Genomic DNA, 22658 nt, shown 5'->3' with positions numbered 1-22658 from the left:
AATTGTTACTTAACCGAGGTGTCCGTTGCTATTAGACCAGGTCACCACCGGGTGGCGCTTGCAAGCGGGTTCCGAATGCTCGATTAAGATGCGCGCACGGCTCGCGCGCCCACGGGCGATGGTGGCGAAGCCGTGCGGGAATAGGGGACGGCGGGAATAAGGGACGTACCACGTATATGTAAGCGGCACCCAGTTCGCCCCGAGACTGCGGAACGACGCTGGTGTCCTTGCTAACGGCAGGAGGAGCGTCAAGGGCGAGTCGCGCAAGGCGATGAAGCTTCGGAAGAGACGGCGTCGGCCCGCCATCGCGCCCGAGACGAGTTGGGTATTCGTGGCGAACGTCTTTTCCATCTCCGAACGATGCCACGGCCCGGAGGGCGCGGGGAAAATGTTCTACATTCCGGGCGTTGTTTCAATCCACCGGAGCTAAATCATGGACCAGAAGAGGCTTGAACGCATCACCCTGGAGCCCGGCAAATGCGGGGGGCGTCCCTGTATCCGAGGCTACCGCGTCAGCGATACTCTGAGCCTGCTAGGTGCCGGTGCTTCCCATGCTGAAATTCTCGAGGATTATCCTTTGCTCGAAGAGAAAGACATCCTTGCCGCCCTCGATTATGCAGCCATCCAGACCGATCACGCCATCCTGATCGCGGCATGAAGTGGCTGGTGGATAACCAGTTACGTCTGGCTTTGGCGCGGTTCCTCGCCGCAAAAGGTTTCGATTGCCAGCACGTTGACCGACCGCCGCGATCCACTGATCGACGGTGTCGATCTGGGCGGCGGCCGCGTCGAAGCGCCAATCGGGCGTCTTGATCGTCCCGCTGGGCAAGCGGTCACTCTGGTCCGAGCGATCCTTCCTCGTTACCAGCCCAGACGGCGCGCAATCGAGCCAAGGGTCGCATCTCATCATTGGCTTCGAAGTCGGGATAGTCCGGGTGAGCTGCTTTGAGTAGGTAGCGGCCATCCCGGTTTTTCGTCACCAAACGCAGAACGTATTGATCCGCACCGGAAACGTCTTGTCGCTCGATCGCCACGACGCTGCCGGTTATCGAGCCGGCGTTGGCTGGATCGACGAGTTCGAGCAACAGATAGTCGCCGTCGCGCACGGGGTGCTTGCCACCGTTCATAGAATGACCGGTGGCCCGCGCAACGAAGTGGCGGCGTGGGTCGATGGTGCCGTGGCCCGCCGGGACCCGATAGATGGTTTCCACATCGGTCTTGCCGCTGCGGAAATGCCCACAAGCAATGCGCAGGTCTGGGAAGTAGGGTACTTCGGTCCCGTCGGTGTCGGCGATGTCCTCGTCTTTTCGATGGGCTGATGGTTTCGCGAAAGGCAACACCGTGGCGCGCTCCCGCTTCGTGGGAGCGGGATCTGCGGGCGCCGTCTCGGGCAGGCGAGGCTCGTAGGCGGCAAGCCTGTAGCCAACCAGTTCATGAACCATTGCATGGAAGGTGGCCAACTCGTCCTCCGCCACGGAGAACGCGGCCGCGAAGCGACCTCGATCGAGCTTGAACCAGCGCGTGGCGTCGTCACGTCGATTTCCGCCGATCCAGGCCTTGATCGGATTGCCTTTCCAGTAGCTGAGCCACTTGGCGGGCTCGACGTCGTCGATCTGGCGCAGATCCTCACGAATGTCGACGATGAAACGACGCCGACGCCGGAAGACCTCCAGCGCTTGGCTGCCCAAATCTTCGATGGTCGGCGGCCGGCGAAAGCCGTCGAGGTCGAGCAGTGACTCCAGGACGATGGCCTTGAAGCATTTCGTCATGCTCGTGGTTTCCACCTCGCGGAAAAAGTCGCCGTGCTGTTCCAAGCTGGCGCGCTCGTCGGGCGATAGATCGCCTTGGTCGGCAACCAGCGCCCACCATTGTCCGTGCTGACGGCGAAGCGCTTGAAGACTCGATCCGCTGCGGTAGAACTCCACCAGCGTCGGACGCCGGCCCAGCGAGGCGCGCAGTGCTTGGTAGTCGGTTGCCGGCCCCTGGCCTTGAAGTCGGATCAGGAATTCGATGATCGCGAGGTCGTAGTTGGCGAAACAGCCCCGCGGCAGCTCGAGCCGACCGTCGCGGACATCACGACCGAAATCCGCCAGTTCAGCGTAGCTGCTACCGACCCCGAACAGTGCCTGGGGCTTGTTGAGGAATCCCTGGTGATTGCCGACGAAATCGAGCACCACCAAGGCTTCCTTGTCCGGATGACGCCGGAGACCGCGGCCGAGTTGCTGAAGGAACAACACTTTTGATTCGGTCGGACGCAGCATCATGACGGTGTCGATGGCGGGGAGGTCGATACCCTCGTTGAACAGGTCGACCGAAAAGATCACCTGGAGGCGGCCCTGCTCGAGCTGTTCCAGGGCCGCGCTGCGTTCGAGTGCCGATCCACGGTAGACGGCCTCGGCGCGGACGCCCTGGCGGCGAAAGCGCTCCGCCATGAAGTCTGCGTGCGACCGGGATATGCAAAACGCGAGCGTGCGCTGGCGGGCACGCTCGGACCAGTAACGCAACGCGTGTTTGGCTCGACCCTCCGTGGCCAGCTTGTGCTCCAGGGCTTGGGGGTCGAAGCGACCGTTGCGCCAAGGGATCTCACGGTAATCGACCGTCTCGTCGTAAATGCCGTGATAATGAAACGGGCTCAATGCGCCGAGTTCGATGCCGTCGAACAGGTGCCGGCTGTAAACCAAGTTGTCGTCGCACAGACTGAGGATGTCCGATTGGTCCGTGCGTTCCGGCGTGGCCGTGAGCCCAAGCAAGAAGGAGGGGCGCAGATGCCTGATTAGCTCTCGGTACGTCGGGGCCGCTGCATGGTGAAATTCGTCCACGACGACATAGTCGAAGTGATCGGCAGCGAAACGCTCGAGGTGTTGTGCCTTCCCCAGGGTCTGCACCGAGGCGAACAGCAGATCGACATTCGTCTGTTTTGAGGTGCCGGTGTAGCGGCCAACCCGTGCGCCCGCATGCACCCGCTGAAAGCTCGCCTCGGCCTGCAGCAGGATCTCTTCACGATGGGCGACGAACAACACGCGCTTGGCCTGCACAGCCCGACTGTCGAATGCGGCAAGGTAAGTCTTGCCGAGCCCCGTAGCCATGACGACCAACCCGCGCTTGTATCCCGCCGCACGACTGGCGGCAAGCGCGGCCAAAGCCTCCTGCTGGACCAGGGACGGCTGCGGAACAGGCTCCTCGGGCTCGTCACAGCCCGCAGCGACGGGAAGATTCTGTACTAGGCGCCTTCGCTGTTCGTACTGCTCGATCCATTCGTGGTCGAGGCAGCTGACCTGCGGATGCGAGAATATCGCCTCGAATTGTTCCCGAATCTCGCGAAAGCGTCGGCCTTCTGCAGATTCGACGTCATCCGTCTGCTCGACCCGCAGGTTCCACTCCAGCCCGTCCGTCAGCGCCGTCCGACTGATATTGCTGGACCCGACGAAGGCCGTGCCCCAGAGCGTCTCGCTTTCACGGTTCTGCACGCAGATGTAAGCCTTGAGGTGGAAGCTCTGCCGCTCGCTCTGAAAGACGCGGATACTCGCGCCCCGCTCGGACAGCAGCATCAGGCGCCGCAACGCATTCGGATCGGTCACGTCGAGATAGTCGCTGGTCAACACGCGGAGTTCGGCATCGCGGGTCTCGACCGCATCGATCAGCGCCGGATAGATCAAATCGAGGCCGCTGATCTTGATGAAGGCGACCGCAAGGTCGATGCGGTTTGCCCGGCGGATCGCCTCCAACAGCCTTGGAAGGAACGGGTCGGATGCGCCGCCCGTGGTTAGGAATTGACCCATGTGGAACCGGTCGTGCGTAGGATCGTGTTGAGCCAGCGCTCGGCCTCGCGACCCGGGCGCCGGTCAGTGCTCGACCAGATCCGCACGGGTTCGAGGTCGGGCACGTGGCGCAGCAGGGCGGCGAGGCCCGGCTCATCCAGGTCGGTGAAGCGCCGGCCGCGATGCTCGCGCTCCCCTTGTCCGTACTTGAACGAGGCGTACAGCACGCCGGGCCTCTTCAGCGCGCGAGTGAGGCGTCGGAGCACATCCGGCAGTTCGGCGATAGGCACATGCAGCAGACTGGCGCTAGCCCAGATACCGTCGAACTCGTGCTCCCAAGAAAGGTCCTGGAAGCGCAGGCAGTGTACAGGTTGTCCGAGATGGGATGCCGCCAATGCGACCAACTTCGGCGAGGCATCGAACGCGGTGACGCGGTAGCCGCGGTCCGCGAAGCACTTGGCGTCGCGACCGGAGCCGCACCCAGCATCAAGGATTCGGGCACGATCCGGGAGTAGCCGAAGGAAATGCTCTTGGAGCGGCGACATGTCGACGTCGATCGTGTCGGCAAAGAACGCCGCCGCGTGCTGATCGTAATAATCGAGGGTTCGAACTGACATGGGCGGGACGCTAAGGATTCCCGACGCGCGGAGCCGTGCCGGCCAGAAGCGAGCCGGTGCTTAAGCAACGGACACAGGTGCCGATCGGATCGCGCAGCGTGCGGTCGGCACCGACGGAGCGGGCCGCGGCGTGACGCCCGGGCTCGTGTTGTGCTGAGGAGGGATTGGCGAAGGGGCTCGCCTCATCGAGCTGGCCGATCATCGCCGCGCATACCTCGGGGGCGACCCGCGTGCTCGCTGCGCTGTCGAGGTAGATGGGGTTGCTGCGCTTCGGCATGGCTGATCCGTACACCCTGAGAGTCTTTGCTCCGTCCGCGCGACTATAGCAGCTGCACAGGCTCAGAGTGTGAGCCTGTTCCGCTTGTTCGCTTCTGGTCGTTCGCTACGGACCAACGCGGCGAGCGTTTGCGGCCGCTGTCGGCTGCCTGAGGCTGTCAGGCGGTAAAGCCATTTGGGTCGGCCCAGGGACGCTGTACCAGACCTATTCGTGATACCCGCTAGGATGGCGGCGGGCGAGATCAAGTGGAGGATGCAGGACGATGGGCGTGCACCCTTCCGATTCCTGTCCGGCGGGCCGTTGGCCCGATTCAACACGCCCAGTTGGCGCGACAGCTGTGCGGCATGCCCGCTCTGAGGGAAAATAGATCCGTTCCACTGCAGAGCTGGAGGGCTTTTCGTGACTGAAACCTGCTCGTCGCGTTCGGCCGATCCGGCGGCGCTGGCCGAACGGACGCGGATCCTGGTCGGGGATGCGGGTCTCGAGCGGTTGGCGCGGGCGCATGTGCTGGTGGTCGGGCTTGGTGGTGTCGGCGCTTACGCGGCCGAGGCGCTGGCCCGCGCCGGTGTCGGGCGCCTGACGCTGGTCGATGGCGATGAGGTCGCGCCGTCGAATCTCAACCGGCAGCTGCTGGCGCTGCATTCGACGCTGGGCCAGCGCAAGGTGGCGCTGGCCGGCGAGCGCATCGCCGATATCCAGCCCGGATGTCGCTTGACGCTGATCGATCGTTTCATCGCGGCCGACGAGATGCCGGGGCTGCTGGCCGACCGTCCGGATCAGGTGCTCGATGCGATCGACAGCCTGACCTGCAAGCTGGCCCTGCTCGAGACGGCCTTGACCAGCGGCATCCCGGTCGCGAGCAGCATGGGCGCTGGCGGGCGCACCGACCCGTCGCGGTTGCGTCTCGGTGATCTGATGGATTCCCGTGGCTGTCCGCTCGCCCGCGAGGTGCGCCAGCGGTTGCGGCGGCGCGGGCTGGGTCGCGGCGTGCTGGCCGTCTGGTCCGATGAGCCGCCGCGCCCACCGCTCCCGCCGGAGCCGATGAGCCGCGGGCGCCCGCGGGCCGTCAATGGGACCATCAGCTATCTGCCGGCCCTGTTCGGCCTGATGCTCGCCGGCGAGGTGGTCCGGCGGCTACTCGCCGAGGACGGGGCGCGATGAACGGCGAACGCATCCGGGTGCGCGGCCTGGTCCAGGGGGTCGGCTTTCGACCGACGGTCTGGCGTTTGGCCCAGGATCTGGGCCTGACCGGCGAGGTGCGAAACGACGGCGAGGGCGTGCTGATCCGGATCTGGGGTCCGCCGCCCGAGCGTGATCGCTTTTGCGCGGAGCTCTTGGTCCAATGCCCGCCGTTGGCGCGGATCGACGCGCTCGAACGCCAGCCGTGCGACGAGCCACCGCCTGCGGCGGGCTTTCGCATCGTCGCCAGCGTCGCAGGGTCCGTGCACACGGGCATCGTGCCGGATGCCGCGACCTGTCCGGCGTGCCGCCGGGAACTGTTCGACCCGGCCGACCGCCGTTATCGTTATCCCTTCATCAATTGCACGCATTGCGGGCCGCGGCTCAGCATCGTCGCGGCGATCCCGTACGACCGCGCGAACACGAGCATGGCCGTCTTTGCGATGTGCGCGGCGTGCCAGCGCGAATACGAGGATCCCGGCGATCGGCGCTTCCATGCCCAGCCCAACGCCTGTGCGATCTGCGGGCCGCGGGTCTGGATCAGCGAACGGGGAGGGCAGGCGCTCGATCCGGCCGTGCTCGGGGCCGTCGATGCGATCGCGGCCGCGAGCCACTTGCTGGGGCAGGGTGCGATCGTCGCGATCAAGGGCATCGGCGGCTTTCATCTCGCGTGCGACGCCACCGATGCGCGTGCGGTGGCCGAGTTGCGCCGGCGCAAGGCGCGTTTCGCCAAGCCGTTCGCGCTGATGGCGCGCGACCTCGATGTGATCCGCCGCTTCGCGCGCTTGGACGCGATCGAGGCTGAGCAGCTCGCCAGCGTCGCGGCGCCGATCCTGCTGCTCGCGGCCGACGGGGCCGAGCGGGTCGCGGATGAGGTCGCGCCGGGCCAGACGACGATCGGTTTCATGTTGCCGTACAGCCCGATCCACCACCTGTTGCTCGACGCCTGGGAGCGGCCGCTGGTCATGACCAGCGGCAACCGCTCGGACGAACCCCAGTGCACCGACAACGACGAGGCGGCCGAGCGGCTTCATGGCCTCGCCGATTACTGGCTGTGGCACGATCGGGCCATCGTCAACCGGGTCGACGATTCGGTCGTGCGCATCCTCGATGGCGCCCCGCGCCTGTTGCGGCGCGCGCGCGGCTATGCCCCGGCGCCGTTGAACCTGCCGCCGGGCTTCGCCGCGGGCCCACCGATCCTCGCGTTCGGCGGGGAGCTCAAGAACACCATCTGCTTGCTTCAGGACGGGCAGGCCGTCTTATCGCAACACCTCGGGGATCTCGAGGACGCGCGCACGGCCCGTGAGTACGAACGGACGATCGACCTGTACCTGGAGCTGTTCCGTCACCAGCCGGCCTGGTTCGCGCTCGATCACCATCCTGGCTACCGGTCGACGCTGGTCGGGATCGAGCGCGCCGCGCGCGCCGAGGTGCCGATCCGGCGCATCCAGCACCACCATGCCCATATCGCGGCGGTTCTGGCCGACAATGGCTGGCCGCTGGCCGGCGGTCGCGTCCTCGGTATCGCGCTCGATGGGCTCGGTTACGGTGCCGATGGGACCCTCTGGGGCGGTGAGTTGCTGCTCGCCGACTATGCCGGCTACGAGCGCGTCGGTTGGCTGGCACCAACGCCGCTGCCGGGCGGTGGCAAGGCGATCCTCGAACCCTGGCGAACGGCCTATGCGCACCTGGCGACGCACCTCGGCTGGGAGCGGGTGCGGGCCGCCTACCCGGACCTCGAGGTCGTCCAGTGGCTGGCCGATCGGCCGCTCGAGATCCTGGATCGACAGATGGCGACCGGCTTCAACGCGCCGGTCACCAGCGCCTGCGGCCGCCTGTTCGATGCGGTGGCGGCGGTCCTCGGGATCGGCCGGGGCGGCATCCAATACGAGGGCCAGGCGGCCATCGAACTCGAGGCGTTGGCTTGTCGTGCCGGCGACGACGACACCTCGGCTTATCCGTTCGCGTGGCGAGAGGCCGTGGAGGGTGCACCCTCGGATACGATCGAGCTCGACCCGACGCCGATGTGGCAGGCGCTGCTCGCCGATCTCGCTGCCGGTCGGTCGGCACCCGAGGTCGCGGTCCGTTTCCATCGGGGCCTGGCCGAGGCCGTCGCGAACGGGGCCGCCCGGCTCGCGGCTCGCCACCACTGCTCGACGACCGCCTTGTCCGGCGGTGTCTTCCAGAACCGTCTGCTGTTCGAGGATTTGGCGTTGCGGTTGCGCGGTCTCGGGCTCGTCGTTTTGGCCCATCGCCAAGTCCCGACCAACGATGGCGGCCTGTCGTTGGGCCAGGCCGTCGTCGCCGCGGCACAGGTCATCGGCCGGTCGGCCGAGGTTGCGCCAGACCCAGTCGCAGATCGCCGTTTCGATCCCCCTTCGACGCCAGCGAGGTCTCGATCTTGAAGGAAACCGGCCAGTTCTTTCTTTTCCTGTTCGTCTGCCTGGTGTTGGCGGCGGTCCTGACGGTTCCGCTGGTCGCGACCGGCTGGCTCGATCATCCGCCGCAACGGATCATGGGACGCCTCGCGCAGGTCTTCATCCTGCTCGGTCTGTGGCCCTTCTTGCGTTGGCTGGGCCTGGACTCTCGCCAGGCCCTCGGCTACGGCCTGGCCTGGCGACCCTTCGCGCGCGCGGTGGTCCTGGGCTGGTTGGCCGGGTTCGTCATGTTGCTGGTCCTGGTCGCGGCCCTGGTGGCGCTCGAGGTGCGGGTTCCGGATCGGGCGTTCGACGCCGCCTGGTTGGTCCGGATCATGGCCCAGGCGCTGCTGGCCGGGTTGCTGATCGGCCTGCTCGAGGAGACCTTCTTTCGTGGCGCGCTCTATACCGCGATTCGCCGCCATCATGGGTTGCTTCAGGCCGCACTCTGGTCGGCGTTGCTCTATGCGGTGCTGCACATGATGAAGCCGAGCGGGCTGCCGGACGGGGTCCCCTTCGATTGGCTCGGGTCCGCGCAGATGTTCGCGCAGGTCTTCGTCGGCCTGTTCCAGTGGTCGCATGTCGATTCGCTCGTCGCGCTGTTCCTGGTCGGGGTGTTGCTCGCGCTGGTTCGCGAGCACACGGGTCACATTGGTTGGTGCATCGGGCTGCACGCCGGCTGGGTCTTCGTGATTCAGGTCACGCGACGCCTGACCGGAAACCCGGATGACGCCTCTTTGGCGGTCCTGGTCGGCGACTATGACGGTGTGATCGGGTGGCTCGCGGCCGTTTGGGTCGGGGCGCTGGCACTGGTCTATTGGTTCGTCTTCGTTCGACGGGCGCCGTCGCGTCGAGGACGGGGCTGAAGGCGCCGGCACCCGTCGCGCTCCGGATGAGGCGGCGGGTGCCGGCACAGAAGGGAACAGAGGCGACCGGCGGGTGACCTGGTCCGGGTAGGGCGGATCAGGCCGCCAGTTGCTCCAAGGCGCGGGCGAAGTTCGCGATCCCGGAGCTGCGCAACAGGATGCAGGGCTTCGCGTGGCGCTTGCAAAAGCGCTTGGCGCGTTGGTAGGCGTTGTGGCTGACGAAGTCGGCCGGACAGACTACGGCGTCGGCCGCGGCCATCATCGCCTCGAGGCGGCGATGACTGTCCTCGAGGCCGCCGTCATGGCGGACGAGTTCGCCGTTGTACCGGGCGACCAGGTCGCGGTAGTGATCGGCGAGGGTGCCGCGCCCGCCGATACAGAGGATGCGCCGGCCGCCGAGGTCGACGCACTTGGCACACTCGCCGCTGCCGGCGCAACCAGGCAAACCCTCCGAGCTGGCGCCGGCGCGGGACAGCAGCCGTTCCAGGGCTTCTTTGGCCGCCTGCTGCTCGGCGAGATTCGCGGTCAGCGCGTGGTTTTCGTTGCTGAGATCCTGAACCTGGCGTGCCAAGCGCCGGTTCTCCCGTGTCATCCGCTCGAGGTTGCGATCGAGGTCCGTGATCCGCGCCTCGAGGGCGGCCGCGCGGACTCTTGCCGTCGATTCCTGGTCGCGATCGGGGCGCTGGGGCGGCTCGACGCAGGCCGGCTGACGCTGCCGCGCGGCGGCCAAGTCGAGCTCCTCGCGCAGCGCGGCCAACTCCCGGTCGCGATCCGCTAACTGGCGTTCGAGCCGACGCTTCTCCGCTTGCCGGTCGCGCTCGACCTGATCGAGGCGCGCGCGCGCTTCGGCCAGTGCCTTGGCCTCGGCCTGAAGTCCGGCGCCGACCTGATGCGACAGCATGTGGACATCCTCGTAGGCAATGGCCTTCACCCGATGGTCGGCGCGCGGGTGTGACATCAGCGCCCAGAAGGGACCGGGGATGTTTCCTTCGGCCACTGCGCCGCGCCACAGGGCCTCGATCTCGTCCGACCCCTTCGCGCGTGCGAACTGTCGAATGCTCGATGCGAACTTGCGGTCGAGCAGTCGCTGGGTCGCGATCGACAACGGGTTCTTGGTTTCGGCGGCGCCGACGAACCGGACGTGGATCCGATAGTCGTTCGCCGACCGATGGGCGCCGGCTTCGACCTTGTCGGAAATGCGCCGCAACTCATCGACCAGGAGGCAGGTCCCGACGATCGGGCAATGGTACTTGTGGGGGATGTCCCACAGCTTTATCGGACCGCTCTTTTTGGCAACGGTCGCTGCTTCGGTGACGGCCGCCGGGTTCGGTCGTCGCCGGTTGAAGAGCGGCGTATCGAGGGGTGCCTCGCCGCCGAATCGATCCGGTGCCGGTTGTTCTCGAGTGTCGGGGAAGCCGCCGCTGGCCAATAAGGAAGGCGACCCGTTGAGGAGGGCTGTCTCGGTCGGTGCGGCTGGCTGCGGCGCCGCGTGGATGGAGACTCGAGCGCGTTGCGTCATGGTCTGGTCTCCCGAAGTCGGTCAGTGTAGTACCGCGGCCGTATCCTGATCGGCCAACCACCGCCATTGGCGGACGAGACGCAGATAGACGCACCGTTCATCGTTGCTGCCGAAGAACTCCGGATGGCAGCACAGGGCCTCGAGATGGCCGGCGACGGCGCGCGCCATCGGCGCCGACCTCGAGCCCAAATAACGCCGCATCAGGGTGCCGAGCTCTCGTTGTAGGATCTCCGGATCGAGCTGGTCGAGGTCGGATCGAGTCGGGGGGGCGAGTCTGTGGTCGTGCATGCCAGCGAGCTCCAGGTCGAAGGTTGAACTTGAAGATCTCGGCTGGCGAACTCGGAGTCCCGAACTCGGCTGGCGAGGCGTGGCCCGAAGCGCTCCCCGGGCCGCAGGTTGTCTTGAACGACCGCTCAGCGCGTCGGTTTCGTCCGCTCGCGCTGACGAATAGCCGACTCCCGAGCCTGCTCCTGGAGCAGGCGCCAGCGGTATCGGCGGGTTCCGTAGGGTACTTCGTCGACGAAACGCTCCAGCGTCGCCCAAAGACGTGCGCGGAACGTCGGGTTGTTTCGAGAGTTCATCGCACGCGCCCTATCCACAGGCCATCACGGGGGTCAAGTCGCCCGCGGCTGGGGTGCCGGTCCAGAGCTGCTCGTTCATGACATCGCGCGCGCAGCTTTCGCAGCGCCCGCATCCGGTCGCGACGCCGAGCTCGGACTGAAGGTCTAGGATCGTGCGGGCCCCGCGGTCGACGGCCTGGCGGATCTCACGATCGGTCACGGATTGACAGATGCAGACATACATGGCGGCGAGGGGTCCTGATGCTGGAGTAATCGGGATTGAGTCTGATAATAGGAATGGTTCTTATTGGTGTCAAGTGTCGGGGTGGCCAGACTTGATAAAAACGCCAACGATGGCAATGTTCCGGCTATCGGTCGGCCGACGGCCCCTCAGTCAACGAACCGAAACGCGGGGATAGCACGATGAAGACAGACCCGACCATCAATCGCCAGCTCAACGGGGTGCTCAAGATCGCGCTGACGGCGATCAACCAGTATTTCCTACACGCGCGGATGCTCGGAAATTGGGGTTTCCAAACGCTCGAGGGGCGCGAGAAGGCGGCCTCGATCGAAGCCATGAAGCAGGCCGACCGCATCATCGAGCGTGTTCTCTTCCTCGAAGGGCTGCCTAACCTGCAAGACCTCGACAAGCTGCTGATCGGCGAAGATGTCCCGGAATTGCTTCGTAACGATCTCGCCACCGAGACCCATTACCGGGATGCCCTCGTCGCCGCGATTGCCCATTGCGAGTCCCAGCGCGATTACGTCAGTCGCCACCTGCTGGCCGAGATCCAGGAGGACGTCGAGGAGCGCATCGATTGGCTCGAGACCCAGTTGTCGCTGATCGATCAGGTTGGCTTGCCGAACTACCTCGAATCCGCGATCTAGGCGTTGCCCAGGAGGAGATTCACCGTGAAAGGCCATCCGCGTGTCATCGAGCAACTGCAACGGTTACTGGCCAACGAGTTGACGGCCATCGATCAGTATTTCATCCACTCGCGCATGTATGAAGACTGGGGTCTGACCAAGCTGTACACGCGCATCGACCACGAGACCGACGAGGAGAAACAGCACGCCGACGCCCTGATCCGACGCATGCTGTTCCTCGAGGCGGTGCCGGATTTGACCCAGCGCGATCCGTTGCGCGTTGGTGCCACGGTCCCCGAGATGCTGCGCCACGATCTCGCACTCGAGTACGAGGTTGCCGCGGCCCTGAGGGCCGCCATCGTCTGCTGCGAGGAGGAACGCGACTTCCAGACCCGCGAGATCCTGCGTCGCCTGCTCGAAGATACCGAAGAGGATCACGCCCACTGGCTGGAACAGCAATTGGGTCTGATCGACAAAATGGGTCTGCAGAACTACCTGCAGGCCCAGATGGGCTCGCCCACTCCGGGTTGATGCCTCGATGGTGGACGGCATGGCCGAATCGACGAAGGACTGGGAGATCGGCGTCGGCGGCATGACCTGCGCGAACTGCTCGGCCCGGGTCGAGCGCGTGCTGGCGCGGCTGCCAGGGGTCATCGATGTCCATGTCAATTTGGCCACCGAACGCGCGAGCCTGCGCTTGGCCCCGGATGCCGACGAGACGGCTATCGCGCAAGCCATCACGCAGGCCGGCTACGAGCCGCGGATGCTCGGCGGCACCCATGAGCACGAGGCCGAGGACAGCGATCGCGCCGGCGCGCGACGCGCCGTAGCGATCGCTGTCCTGTTGACCTTGCCCGTGTTCATCGTCGCGATGGGCGCGCACCTGGTTCCGGGGTTCGACGATTTCCTGAGCCGATTCGCGCCACCGGCCGTCTGGGATTGGCTCCAGGCACTGCTGACGACCGCTGTCATTCTCGGTCCCGGCCGGCGGTTTTTCCGCGCCGGGTGGGCGGCGTATCGGCAAGGCTCGCCGGACATGAACAGCCTGGTCATGACCGGGACCGGGGCGGCTTGGCTCTACAGCCTGGCGGTGTTGCTGGCGCCCGGATTCTTCCCGCCCGAGGCTCGGCATATCTACTTCGAGACGGCGGCCGTCGTCATCACCGTGATCTTGCTCGGCAAGTATCTCGAGGAGCTGGCCAAGGGCCGGGCCTCGGCGGCGGTGCGTAAACTCATCGGCTTGCAGGCGAAGACCGCGCGCGTCTGGCGTGTCGATCGCGAGGAAGAGGTGGCGACGGCGCAGTTGCAGGTTGGTGATCTGCTAATCATCCGCCCCGGCGAACGGATTCCGGTCGATGCAAGGATCGAGCAGGGGGAGACTTATGTCGACGAGTCGATGCTGACCGGCGAGCCGGTCCCCGTACACAAGGGGCCGGGCGACCCCCTCGTCGGCGGGACCCTCAACCAGCACGGGTCGCTGCGGGCGGCGGTGACCGAGGTCGGCGAGGCCACCGTGCTCGCCCGGATCATTCGCCTGGTCGAGCAGGCTCAGGGGAGCAAACCGCCCATTCAACGGGTCGCTGATCGGGTAGTCGGCGTGTTTACCCCCACGGTGATCCTGATCGCGCTGGCCACCTTCGCCATCTGGCTTGTCTACGCCCCGCCGCCGGCTGTGAATTTCGCGCTGCTGAGCGCGGTCGCGGTGCTCGTCGTCGCCTGTCCCTGTGCGATGGGGCTTGCGACCCCCGCGGCGATCCTGGTCGGCAGCGGGCGCGGCGCCGAGCTCGGGGTGTTGTTCCGCAAGGGCTCGGCGATCGAGACGCTGGCGCGGGTCGACCTGCTGGTATTCGACAAGACAGGCACCTTGACCGAGGGCCGGCCGCGACTCACGCATCTCGAGCCCGTGGCTGGCGAGGCGGATGACATCTTGCGGCTGGCCGCCGCGGCCGAGGCCGGCAGCGAACACCCGCTCGCCGTTGCCGTGCTCGAGGCCGCGCGCGAGCGCGGACTGACCTGGCCCGGCACTGATGGTTTCACGGCCGAGCCGGGGCAGGGTGTTCGGGCGCAGGTCGATGGGCATCAGGTCTTGATCGGCACGGCGCGCTGGGCCGCGCAGCAGGGGATGGCGGTCGATGCGACGCTCGCCGCGCGCATCGAGGCCCTCGCAAGCGAGGGTCACACCCCGGTCGTGGTGGCCGTCGACGACCAGGTCAAGGCGCTGCTGGCCTTCGCCGATCCGCTGAAACCCGATGCCGCGGCCATGGTCGCGGCGCTGAAGGCGCGCGGCTTGACGGTCGCGATGATCACCGGCGACAACCAGGGCGCGGCTTCAGCCGTGGCGCGCAGACTTGGTGTCGATCGTGTCTGGGCCGAGGTGCTGCCGGGAGGAAAGGCCGATCTCGTTCGCGAATTGAAGGGCGAAGGACGCACCGTGGCCTTCGTCGGCGATGGGATCAACGATGCGCCGGCCCTGGCTCAGGCCGATGTCGGCATCGCTTTGGGATCGGGGACCGACATCGCGATCGAGGCGGCCGATGTTACCTTGACCCGGGGCGAATTGGCGCGCGTCATAACGGCACTGGATCTCGCCCGCCGGACCTTGGGGACGATCCGGGGTAACCTGTTCTGGGCCTTCGCGTACAATGTTCTATTGATACCGGTTGCGGCCGGGGTCTTCTACCTGGCCTATGGATGGCACTTGAACCCGATGGCCGCTGGTCTGGCGATGGCCTTATCGAGTGTCTTCGTGGTCACGAACAGCCTGAGGTTGCGCCATCTGTCCCTCGTCAGGCTAGGGGTGCGCGGGGCAGCGTGACGATTAGGTGTCGCAAAGGCCCGTCCATGGGCCTTTGCGACGCGGAGCGGGCGGAGTTCCCGTTCCATCGAACCGGACGGAGCATCCGTGCGCCGTCGCGGAGGCGCCGAAGGAGTGTCCCTGACCTTCGCTTCGCAGCGCGGGGCCGGCGGTGGACGCCGGCCACTGACCGTTCGGCGGCCGGAGCTCGCCGAACGAAACGGTGCCTCCCTGCACCGTGAGGGTGGCCGAGGCCTGGGCGAATAACAGGAGGTCGATCGCGATCGTCGTTGGTCTACTTGGTCAGGATCAGTTTGTCGTTGCGGGTCAGCAGCAGCGTGTAGCTGGCGCCGCCGTGCTCGATGATCAAACGACGACCACCTTGCAACAGGGTGTCACTGCGAACCCGTTGGGGTTCCGGGCGGCTCATGGCATGAGGTACGGAGAAGCCGACGGATCTGGGCTGCATGGTCTGGTTCATTGGTCCTCCGAGCAAGCACGGGTCGAGGTGAGTGAATTCGTCATCGGGCGGCGCGCCCGCATACGGCCTATCGGGTGAGCCACCCACGCCAGCTGTCGATCCGACCGGGCTTCGTATCCGGAAAGGGCCAACGACATGGACAGCCTGGCATTTCCGGTAATGATAATAATTCGCGTTATTTGTCGCAAGGCTTTTGTGTCGCCCGGTATGGTGGCGCTGTCGGTGGGAGCCCAATGCTTGACACCTGTCGCACGGAGGCTTGAAGATTCGCGGCCATGCCACAAATCAAAGCCCTTATGGTGAAAAAGCTTTTCATCCAGACCTACGGTTGCCAGATGAACGAGTACGACTCCGCCCGGATGGCGGATGCGTTGCGCGTCTCGCACGGCCTGGAACTCGCCGAGCGGCCGGAAGAGGCCGATGTCCTGCTGATCAACACCTGCTCGATTCGCGAGAAGGCCCAGGAGAAGGTCTTTTCCCAGTTGGGCCGTTGGCGACCCTGGAAGGCACGGCGGCCGGATCTCGTCATCGGTGTCGGCGGTTGTGTCGCGAGCCAGGAGGGTGACGCGATCCGTGCTCGAGCGCCGTTCGTCGATCTGGTCTTCGGGCCACAGACGCTGCACCGGTTGCCGGCGATGCTCGATGCGTTGGCGCGGCAGCGCGTGCCGCAGATCGATGTGTCCTTTCCCGAGATCGAGAAGTTCGATTGTCTGCCCCCACCGCGTGCCGAGGGTCCCACGGCCTTCGTGTCGGTGATGGAGGGCTGCTCGAAATACTGCACCTATTGCGTGGTGCCCTATACCCGTGGCGAGGAGGTCAGTCGGCCGTTCGATGACGTCATCGCCGAGGTCGCCGCGCTCGCCGAGCAGGGGGTCCGCGAGGTCAATCTGCTCGGACAGAACGTCAACGCTTATCGCGGCCTGACCGACGAGGGGGCCGAGGCCGATCTGGCGCTGTTGATTCGTTATGTGGCGGCGATCGACGGCATCGATCGGGTGCGCTTCACGACCAGCCATCCGGTCGAATTCGATGAGGCCCTGATCGCGGCCTACCGCGAGATCCCGGCGCTAGCCGGTTATCTGCATCTGCCGATCCAGAGTGGCTCGGACCGGATCCTCGCGCGAATGAAGCGTGGCCACACGGTGCTTGAATACAAGTCCAAGATCCGGCGTCTGCGCGAGGCCCGTCCAGGGATCAGCCTGTCGTCGGATTTCATCGTCGGCTTTCCCGGCGAGAGCGAGGCGGATTTCGCCGCGACACTGGACCTGATCGAGGAGATCGGCTTCGATCAGAGCTTCAGCTTCGTCTACAGTCCCCGCCCCGGCACGCCGGCCGCCGATTACCCGGATACCCTGCCGTTGGCGGTCAAGCAGGAGCGGCTCGCCCAGCTGCAGCAGCGGATCACGGCGCAGGCACAGGCGATCAGCCTGGGCATGGTCGGGTCGCGTCAACGGATCCTCGTCGAGGGGCCGGCGCGCAAGGATCCGAGACAGCTTGCCGGGCGCACCGAGAACAATCGGGTGGTCAATTTCGTTGGCCCGAGCGACCTGATCGGCCGCTTCGTCGATGTCGTGATCACCGAGGCGCTGCCGAACTCGCTGCGTGGCGCGCTGAGCGACGCGTTGGCGGCTTGATGTCCCTTACAGCGACCTTGGCACCGGCCCCGCGGACCCTCGATCTCGACCTGACACCGGCCGATAACGTACGCCTGGCGAATCTGTGCGGGCAGCTCGATCAGCACTTGCGCCAGATCGAGCGTCGACTCGGGATCGAGATCAACAATCGCGGCACCGCTTTTCGGCTGATCGGCGATCCCGATGGCGTCACGGCCGGCGAACAGGTGCTGCGCGACCTGTACTCGGCGACCGCCAGCGAGGTCCTGAATCCGGAGACGGTCCATTTGCACCTCCAGGAAGCGGATCTCGATGCGCGCCTCGGGGAACGGTTCGATCGACGCCCCGAGATCTTGATCAAGACCAAGCGCGGTCTGGTGCGCGCGCGTGGGCCGAATCAACAGGAATACCTGCACGCGATACAACATCACGACATCAATTTTGGCGTCGGCCCGGCCGGCACCGGCAAGACCTATCTCGCTGTCGCGAGCGCGGTCGAGGCGCTCGAGACGGATCGTGTCCGGCGTCTGCTGCTCGTACGGCCGGCGGTCGAAGCCGGCGAGCGGCTCGGTTTCCTGCCGGGTGACCTGGCGCAGAAGATCGATCCCTATCTGCGTCCGCTGTACGATGCGCTGTTCGAGATGCTCGGCTTCGAGAAGGTCAATAAGCTCATCGAACGCAACGTCATCGAGGTGGCCCCGCTTGCGTACATGCGTGGGCGTACGCTGAACGAGGCCTTCATCATCCTCGATGAGGCGCAGAACACGACACCCGAGCAGATGAAGATGTTTCTGACCCGCCTCGGCTTCGGTTCGACCGCGGTGATCACCGGCGACGTGACGCAAGTCGATTTGCCCCGTGGTCAGCCGTCGGGCTTACGTCAGGCGGTCGAGATCCTGCGCGACGTGCCGGGGATCAGCTTCACCTTCTTCAACGCCCGTGACGTGGTCCGACACACGCTGGTGCAGCGCATCGTCAATGCCTACGAGGCCTTCGACCGACAGCCCGGCCAGGCGCGGCGCACCGAGCCCTGACGGCATGGCGACGAGCCCGGACGCGAAGGTGGAGCTGTCGCTCGATCTGCAATGGGCGACCAGCGCCGATGCCACGCCCAGCTCGAAGCAGTGCGAGCGCTGGGTCACCGCGGCGCTGGCCGGGCGCCGGGCGCGCGCCGAGGTGACGCTGCGCCTCGTCGACGAGCCCGAGGGGGCGGAACTGAATCACCGCTATCGAGGCCGGTCCGGCCCGACCAATGTGTTGTCCTTTCCATTCGAACCGCCACCGGGCTTCGACGGTGACGATCTGCTCGGCGACTTGGTGCTGTGCGCTCCGTTGGTGGCGCGCGAGGCCGCTGAGCAGCACAAATCGGTCGAGGCCCATTGGGCGCATCTGGTCGTGCATGGTGTGCTGCACCTGCTCGGTTACGATCACCAGGATTCGGACGCGGCCGATTCGATGGAGAGGCTGGAAAGCCTGATACTGCACGAGTTAGGATTTGCCAACCCTTATGAGGAACCAAGGTCAAGTGATGACGAGCGATCGATCTAGCAGCGGTTCGCGTCCGCGTGGCTGGCTGGAACGTTTGGGCCAGCTCTTCGGAGGCGAACCGCAGGACCGGGAGCAGCTCATCGAGCTGCTGAAGGAGGCGCGGGGTCGGGAGCTCCTCGATACCGATGCCCTGTGCATGATCGAAGGGGTTCTTCAGGTCTCCGATCAGCGTGTCCGCGACATCATGATCCCGCGCGCCGAGATGGTTGCGGTGCGGCGCGACGATCCGTTGGAGCGCATCATCGAGATCGCGATCGAATCGGCCCACTCGCGTTTCCCGGTGACCGGCGAGGACAAGGGCGAGGTCGTCGGCATCCTGCTGGCCAAGGATCTGCTCGCCTACTGTAACGACACCCGGCGGCGCACCTTCAACCTGCGCGATCTCTTGCGTTCAGCGGTCTTCGTGCCCGAGAGCAAACGGCTCAATGTCTTGCTGAAGGAGTTCCGCGCGAGCCGCAATCACATGGCGATCGTCGTCGACGAATACGGCAGCGCGGCCGGCCTCGTGACGATCGAGGATGTCCTGGAGCAGATCGTCGGCGAGATCGAGGATGAGCACGACTTCGACGAAGGCGCCAGCATCTTCCAGCGCAGCCGGCGCGAATTCACGGCCAAGGCCCGCACCTCGATCGAGGATTTCAATGCCTATTTCGGCTCTGCGCTGGCCGATGACGAGTTCGATACGCTCGGCGGTCTCGTAGCCAATGCCTTGGGGCGGGTCCCGAAGAGGGGCGAGCAGGTCGAAGTCGGTGGTTTCCGCATCACGGTGCTGCGCGCCGACAGCCGCCGCGCGCAGTTGCTGGGGATCGAGTCGCTCCAACAGCGTCAAGACGAGAGCGATCCGCCGATCCGCCCCAACTGACCGGTAGCCGACGGCGCGTACCATGTCGCTGGCATGGATTCGATCCTGAGCTGCGGCGAGGATGTCGAGGCGGCGCCCGAGGGGGCATCGCTGGTGTGCGCGATGCGGGGCGATCGTCGGGACCGCCCCGCTGGGGTGCGATCAGACGCGGCGGTCGTCCATCATCCGCTCGATGATCGGTTGCAGGATGATCTCCATCGCGAAGCCCATCTTGCCGCCGGGAACGACGATCGTATTGCGGCGGGTCATGAAGGAGTCGTGGATCATCGCCAACAGGTACGGGAAGTCGATCTGGAACTTCTCCGGCTCGCGAAAGCGAATGATGACGAAGCTTTCGTCCGCGGTCGGGATCTCACGGGCGATGAACGGATTCGATGTGTCGACCGTCGCGACCCGTTGGAAGTTGATATCGGTCATCGAGAACTGCGGCACGATGTAATTGATGTAGTCGGGCATCCGGCGCAGGATGGTGTCGACGATCGCCTCGGCCGAGTAACCACGCTCGGCGTTGTCGCGATGGATCTTCTGGATCCATTCCAGATTCACGATCGGTACGACCCCGACCCCGAGGTCGACATGGCGGGCGACGTTATGCTCTTCGGTGACGACCAGGCCGTGGAGCCCTTCGTAGAAGAGCAGGTCAGTCCCGGCGGGGAGGTCTTCCCACGGTGTGAATTCACCCGGCTTCAGGTCGGTGCCGAGTCGCGCATTGTGATCGGCCGCCTCTTCCGGGCTATGAAGGTAAAAGCGTTTCTGACCGCCCCCGCGCTCGCCGTAATCGTGAAACAGCGTCTCGAGCAGATCGAAGCGGTTGGCCTCGGCGCCGAAGTGACTGATGTTCCGGTTCTCGCGCTGAGCCTTGGCCATCTCGGCCTTCATGTCGACGCGATTGTAGCGATGGAAACTGTCGCCCTCGATGACGGCAGCGGTGATCCCATCCCGTTGAAAGATGTGTTCGAAGGCCCGTTTGACGGTCGTGGTGCCGGCGCCGGACGAGCCGGTGACGGCGACGACGGGATGCTTCTTCGACATGATGTGCTCCTCTTCTCTCGATAATCACCGCGCACGGGCGGCGCGCGCGGGGCGACCATCCGTTTCCGGGCGAGGCATGTTGTTTATTCCTGCTTTTTGTTGGCGCCCTGAAAAGGCGCCGCGATCGCGGACGCGATTGACCTGTTTCAGCCGGTCGCGGACCGGCGGTCCGGCCCCAACCAGACAGCGCCGCTCTGGTCGACTGGTCGCCCGATTCAGATCGACGTCCCGGATGTCGAACCCTGCACGAGCGGGGTGGACTCCGGCGTCGGGCCGATGCATCAGCGACGCCCCGAGCAGCCGAAGGTTTCGCTAATATAGCACGAAGCCCAATGGCGAAAACCCGCGCTGGAACCGGCCACCGGGCGTGTCGATCCGGATCGGATGCCGCGAAAGCGGTTTGCGAGGCGCGTAGTGATGAATGTGGTCATGAATGAGGATCAGGGGTTCGATCATGTACAGGACGTTTGTGTCGAAGCCAGGGCAATGGAGCAACCCGGAATTCCAGTCCGCGGCCGTAAGGATGGGGATCTGGATCTTTGGTCTCTTCTACATCGGACTTGGCGCCGCCACCGGCTACTATCAGGTCGATGTTCGGCATTTCGTGGCGCTCTTTGCCGGCTTTCTCGTCGTCGGCGTCGGCTTGTTCGTCAGCGTATTGCGGCAACCCCATTCGCCGGTCCGACGGTACCTGAGCCTGTTGATCGATATCCTTGCGACCAGCCTGGTCATCCTGCTGACGCAGGAAGCGATCAGCCCTTTCTATCTCTTCTATATCTGGATCTTCATCTCGGCAGGTACCCGCTATGGTCGCAGCCACCTGATCTTTGCGACTCTCGCGTCGGTGGTGGCCTATGGCCTGGTGTTGGTTGCGCTCGACCACTGGCTGAAACATCCGTTTGAGGCGGCTTTCTTCCTGCTGCTGCTGGTGGCGCTGCCTCTGTATCAGTATTCGCTGCTGGCCCGGGTCCAGCAGGCGCGGGCCGAGGCTGAGCGCGCCAATCGGGCCAAAAGCGACTTCCTGGCCGTGATGACCCACGAGCTGCGCACCCCTTTGACTGGTGTCATCGGCATGACGGACTTGCTGAAGGCAACCGAACTGACGAAAGAGCAGCAGGAGTACGTCCAGGGTATCTCACGGTCTGCCGAACTTCTTCGCTCGCTGATCGGCGACATTCTCGATCTGTCCAAGATCGATGCGCGTCGGCTGGAACTGGAGGCGATACCATTCGATCTGCGAACGACGCTCGAGGAGGTCTGCCGTCTGATCGAGCCGCGTGCCCTCGACAAGGGCCTGACACTCAGCCTGCGTATCGCTCCCGGCCTGTCATCGTCCTATGTCGGCGATCCACTTCGGATTCGGCAGATCCTGCTCAACCTGCTCGGCAACGCGGTCAAGTTCACCGAGCGGGGCGAGGTCGAATTGTCCGTCGAGCACCGGCCACCCGAGGACGCGGTAACCGAACCTCATCTGTTGATCCAGGTCCGGGATACCGGCATCGGGATGTCGACCGAACAGCTGGCGATCGTCTTCGAGCGTTTTCGACAGGCGGATCAGTCGACGACGCGGCGCTTCGGTGGCTCCGGACTTGGCACGACGATCGCGCGCGACCTGACCCGATTGATGGGGGGAACCATCGGTGCCGAGAGCACGCCCGGACAGGGGAGCCGTTTCTGGATTCGGCTCCCCTTGCCGAGTGCCGGCCACCCCGTTCCCGCGACCCCGGAGCCATCGCCCGTCTCCTCCTCGGGCGCCCCGGCAAGCGCGGACCAGCGGCCGGCCGGGATTCGGGTGCTGGTCGCCGAAGACAACGAGATCGCCGCGAAGGTCATCGTGACCTTCCTCGAACGCTTGGGCCATCGGGTGGTCCGTGTCGCGGATGGCGAGGAGGCCCTGCAGCGAATCGCGGCCGGTGCCTTCGACATCGCGTTCATCGACCTGCGGATGCCGAAGCTCGATGGCCTGGCCTTGACGTGCGCCGTCCGGGCGCGCGAGCGCGGACGGCGCCTGCCGATCGTCGCCTTGACCGCCGATGCGGCGGAGGATACCCGGGCCGCCTGTCTCGCAGCGGGCATGGACGATTTCCTGTCGAAACCGATCAAGGCGGAGGCCCTGCGCGAAATGATCGAACGCCTGGCGCCGCACCCAGCAGCCCCAGGCATGTCGGCGGTACGTACCCCGTAGGGCGGGAAAGCGCAGCGCATCCCGCCCTTCTCGCGTAGTTCGCACTCGCGTAACTCGCGCAGCGCATCCCGCCGTTCATCCCT

The 22658-nt window shown here is 65.4% G+C and carries 21 protein-coding genes; 12 read left to right on the top strand and 9 right to left on the bottom strand.

The genetic code is table 11. The annotated features are described in order from the left end of the window. The first annotated feature begins 433 nt into the window (after positions 1 to 433). A complete protein-coding gene (locus ABC977_RS15495; protein ID WP_369668181.1) occupies positions 434 to 658 on the top strand; it encodes a DUF433 domain-containing protein in 225 nt (74 codons plus the stop codon). A gap of 175 nt (positions 659 to 833) precedes the next feature. Here the strand turns inward: ABC977_RS15495 and ABC977_RS15490 are convergent, their stop codons facing one another. From ABC977_RS15490 to ABC977_RS15480, 3 genes are read right to left on the bottom strand one after another with little or no spacing between them, the layout of a single operon-like run. After that, the gene (locus tag ABC977_RS15490) at positions 834 to 3779 is read right to left on the bottom strand and encodes a DEAD/DEAH box helicase family protein (RefSeq protein WP_369668180.1); all 2946 of its coding nucleotides are present in this window, start codon (positions 3777 to 3779) and stop codon (positions 834 to 836) included. Beyond that, positions 3764 to 4375: a class I SAM-dependent methyltransferase gene (locus ABC977_RS15485; RefSeq protein WP_369668179.1), complete on the bottom strand. Its 612-nt coding sequence runs from the start codon at positions 4373 to 4375 to the stop codon at positions 3764 to 3766. Before ABC977_RS15485 ends, ABC977_RS15490 begins: the two co-directional genes overlap by 16 nt. Before the next feature lie 10 nt (positions 4376 to 4385). Then, on the bottom strand, positions 4386 to 4652 hold the full coding sequence (locus ABC977_RS15480) for a hypothetical protein (protein WP_369668178.1): 267 nt from the start codon (positions 4650 to 4652) through the stop codon (positions 4386 to 4388). Positions 4653 to 5051: 399 nt separating this feature from the next. On the opposite strand from ABC977_RS15480, the gene ABC977_RS15475 reads away from it, so the two are divergent. The 3 genes from ABC977_RS15475 to ABC977_RS15465 are packed head-to-tail and all read left to right on the top strand — an operon-like array spanning position 5052 to position 9114. Continuing rightward, positions 5052 to 5813: a tRNA threonylcarbamoyladenosine dehydratase gene (locus ABC977_RS15475; RefSeq protein ID WP_369668177.1), complete on the top strand. Its 762-nt coding sequence runs from the start codon at positions 5052 to 5054 to the stop codon at positions 5811 to 5813. Beyond that, a complete protein-coding gene (gene hypF, locus ABC977_RS15470) occupies positions 5810 to 8236 on the top strand; it encodes a carbamoyltransferase HypF (protein ID WP_369668176.1) in 2427 nt (808 codons plus the stop codon). The genes ABC977_RS15475 and hypF overlap by 4 nt, the downstream gene beginning before the upstream one ends. Further along, complete coding sequence (locus tag ABC977_RS15465; RefSeq protein ID WP_369668175.1) at positions 8233 to 9114, top strand: CPBP family intramembrane glutamic endopeptidase; 882 nt, start codon at positions 8233 to 8235, stop codon at positions 9112 to 9114. The genes hypF and ABC977_RS15465 overlap by 4 nt, the downstream gene beginning before the upstream one ends. A 97-nt stretch (positions 9115 to 9211) precedes the next feature. Here ABC977_RS15465 and ABC977_RS15460 read toward each other — a convergent pair whose 3' ends face one another. The 4 genes from ABC977_RS15460 to ABC977_RS15445 form a co-directional block, all read right to left on the bottom strand. Further along, entirely contained in the window at positions 9212 to 10633 is a 1422-nt protein-coding gene (locus ABC977_RS15460; RefSeq protein WP_369668174.1) for a DUF2325 domain-containing protein, read from the bottom strand. 21 nt (positions 10634 to 10654) lie between these two features. Then, complete coding sequence (locus tag ABC977_RS15455; protein WP_369668173.1) at positions 10655 to 10921, bottom strand: ATP dependent RNA helicase; 267 nt, start codon at positions 10919 to 10921, stop codon at positions 10655 to 10657. Positions 10922 to 11046: 125 nt separating this feature from the next. Further along, positions 11047 to 11214, bottom strand: a complete 168-nt coding sequence (locus ABC977_RS15450) for a hypothetical protein (RefSeq protein ID WP_369668172.1) — start codon at positions 11212 to 11214, stop codon at positions 11047 to 11049. A 10-nt stretch (positions 11215 to 11224) separates the two neighbouring features. Further along, on the bottom strand, positions 11225 to 11437 hold the full coding sequence (locus ABC977_RS15445; protein ID WP_369668171.1) for a (2Fe-2S)-binding protein: 213 nt from the start codon (positions 11435 to 11437) through the stop codon (positions 11225 to 11227). A gap of 179 nt (positions 11438 to 11616) precedes the next feature. Between ABC977_RS15445 and bfr (ABC977_RS15440) the strand changes: the two genes are divergently transcribed. Genes bfr (ABC977_RS15440) through ABC977_RS15430 form a run of 3 tightly spaced genes read left to right on the top strand, consistent with a single transcriptional unit; the run spans position 11617 to position 14875 of the window. Next, positions 11617 to 12081 (top strand): bacterioferritin, encoded by a 465-nt coding sequence (gene bfr, locus ABC977_RS15440; protein WP_369668170.1) that lies wholly within the window; start codon positions 11617 to 11619, stop codon positions 12079 to 12081. A 24-nt stretch (positions 12082 to 12105) separates the two neighbouring features. Then, positions 12106 to 12591 (top strand): bacterioferritin, encoded by a 486-nt coding sequence (gene bfr / locus ABC977_RS15435; protein WP_369668169.1) that lies wholly within the window; start codon positions 12106 to 12108, stop codon positions 12589 to 12591. A gap of 19 nt (positions 12592 to 12610) precedes the next feature. Next, positions 12611 to 14875, top strand: coding sequence for a heavy metal translocating P-type ATPase (locus ABC977_RS15430; RefSeq protein WP_369668168.1), 2265 nt, complete (start codon positions 12611 to 12613; stop codon positions 14873 to 14875). Positions 14876 to 15149: 274 nt separating this feature from the next. Here ABC977_RS15430 and hemP read toward each other — a convergent pair whose 3' ends face one another. Beyond that, positions 15150 to 15335 carry a hemin uptake protein HemP gene (hemP, locus tag ABC977_RS15425; protein ID WP_369668167.1) on the bottom strand — a complete coding sequence of 62 codons (186 nt, stop codon included), beginning with the start codon at positions 15333 to 15335 and terminating at the stop codon, positions 15150 to 15152. 296 nt (positions 15336 to 15631) lie between these two features. Here hemP and miaB point away from each other — a divergent pair, with 296 nt between their 5' ends. Genes miaB through ABC977_RS15405 form a run of 4 tightly spaced genes read left to right on the top strand, consistent with a single transcriptional unit; the run spans position 15632 to position 19358 of the window. Beyond that, on the top strand, positions 15632 to 16969 hold the full coding sequence (miaB, locus tag ABC977_RS15420) for a tRNA (N6-isopentenyl adenosine(37)-C2)-methylthiotransferase MiaB (RefSeq protein ID WP_369668183.1): 1338 nt from the start codon (positions 15632 to 15634) through the stop codon (positions 16967 to 16969). Continuing rightward, positions 16969 to 17982 (top strand): PhoH family protein, encoded by a 1014-nt coding sequence (locus tag ABC977_RS15415; RefSeq protein ID WP_439849197.1) that lies wholly within the window; start codon positions 16969 to 16971, stop codon positions 17980 to 17982. The genes miaB and ABC977_RS15415 overlap by 1 nt, the downstream gene beginning before the upstream one ends. A 4-nt stretch (positions 17983 to 17986) precedes the next feature. Continuing rightward, positions 17987 to 18496, top strand: a complete 510-nt coding sequence (gene ybeY / locus ABC977_RS15410) for an rRNA maturation RNase YbeY (RefSeq protein WP_369668166.1) — start codon at positions 17987 to 17989, stop codon at positions 18494 to 18496. Continuing rightward, positions 18477 to 19358, top strand: coding sequence for a CorC family transporter (locus ABC977_RS15405; RefSeq protein ID WP_369668165.1), 882 nt, complete (start codon positions 18477 to 18479; stop codon positions 19356 to 19358). The genes ybeY and ABC977_RS15405 overlap by 20 nt, the downstream gene beginning before the upstream one ends. A gap of 141 nt (positions 19359 to 19499) precedes the next feature. Here ABC977_RS15405 and ABC977_RS15400 read toward each other — a convergent pair whose 3' ends face one another. After that, positions 19500 to 20390, bottom strand: a complete 891-nt coding sequence (locus ABC977_RS15400; protein ID WP_369668164.1) for a phosphoribulokinase — start codon at positions 20388 to 20390, stop codon at positions 19500 to 19502. 454 nt (positions 20391 to 20844) lie between these two features. On the opposite strand from ABC977_RS15400, the gene ABC977_RS15395 reads away from it, so the two are divergent. Next, on the top strand, positions 20845 to 22575 hold the full coding sequence (locus ABC977_RS15395) for an ATP-binding protein (protein ID WP_369668163.1): 1731 nt from the start codon (positions 20845 to 20847) through the stop codon (positions 22573 to 22575). Positions 22576 to 22658 lie beyond the last annotated feature (83 nt).

It is taken from the genome of Thioalkalicoccus limnaeus, from assembly GCF_041197575.1.
Lineage (GTDB): Bacteria > Pseudomonadota > Gammaproteobacteria > Chromatiales > Chromatiaceae > Thioalkalicoccus > Thioalkalicoccus limnaeus.
This window is presented reverse-complemented; position numbering and strand designations above follow the sequence as displayed.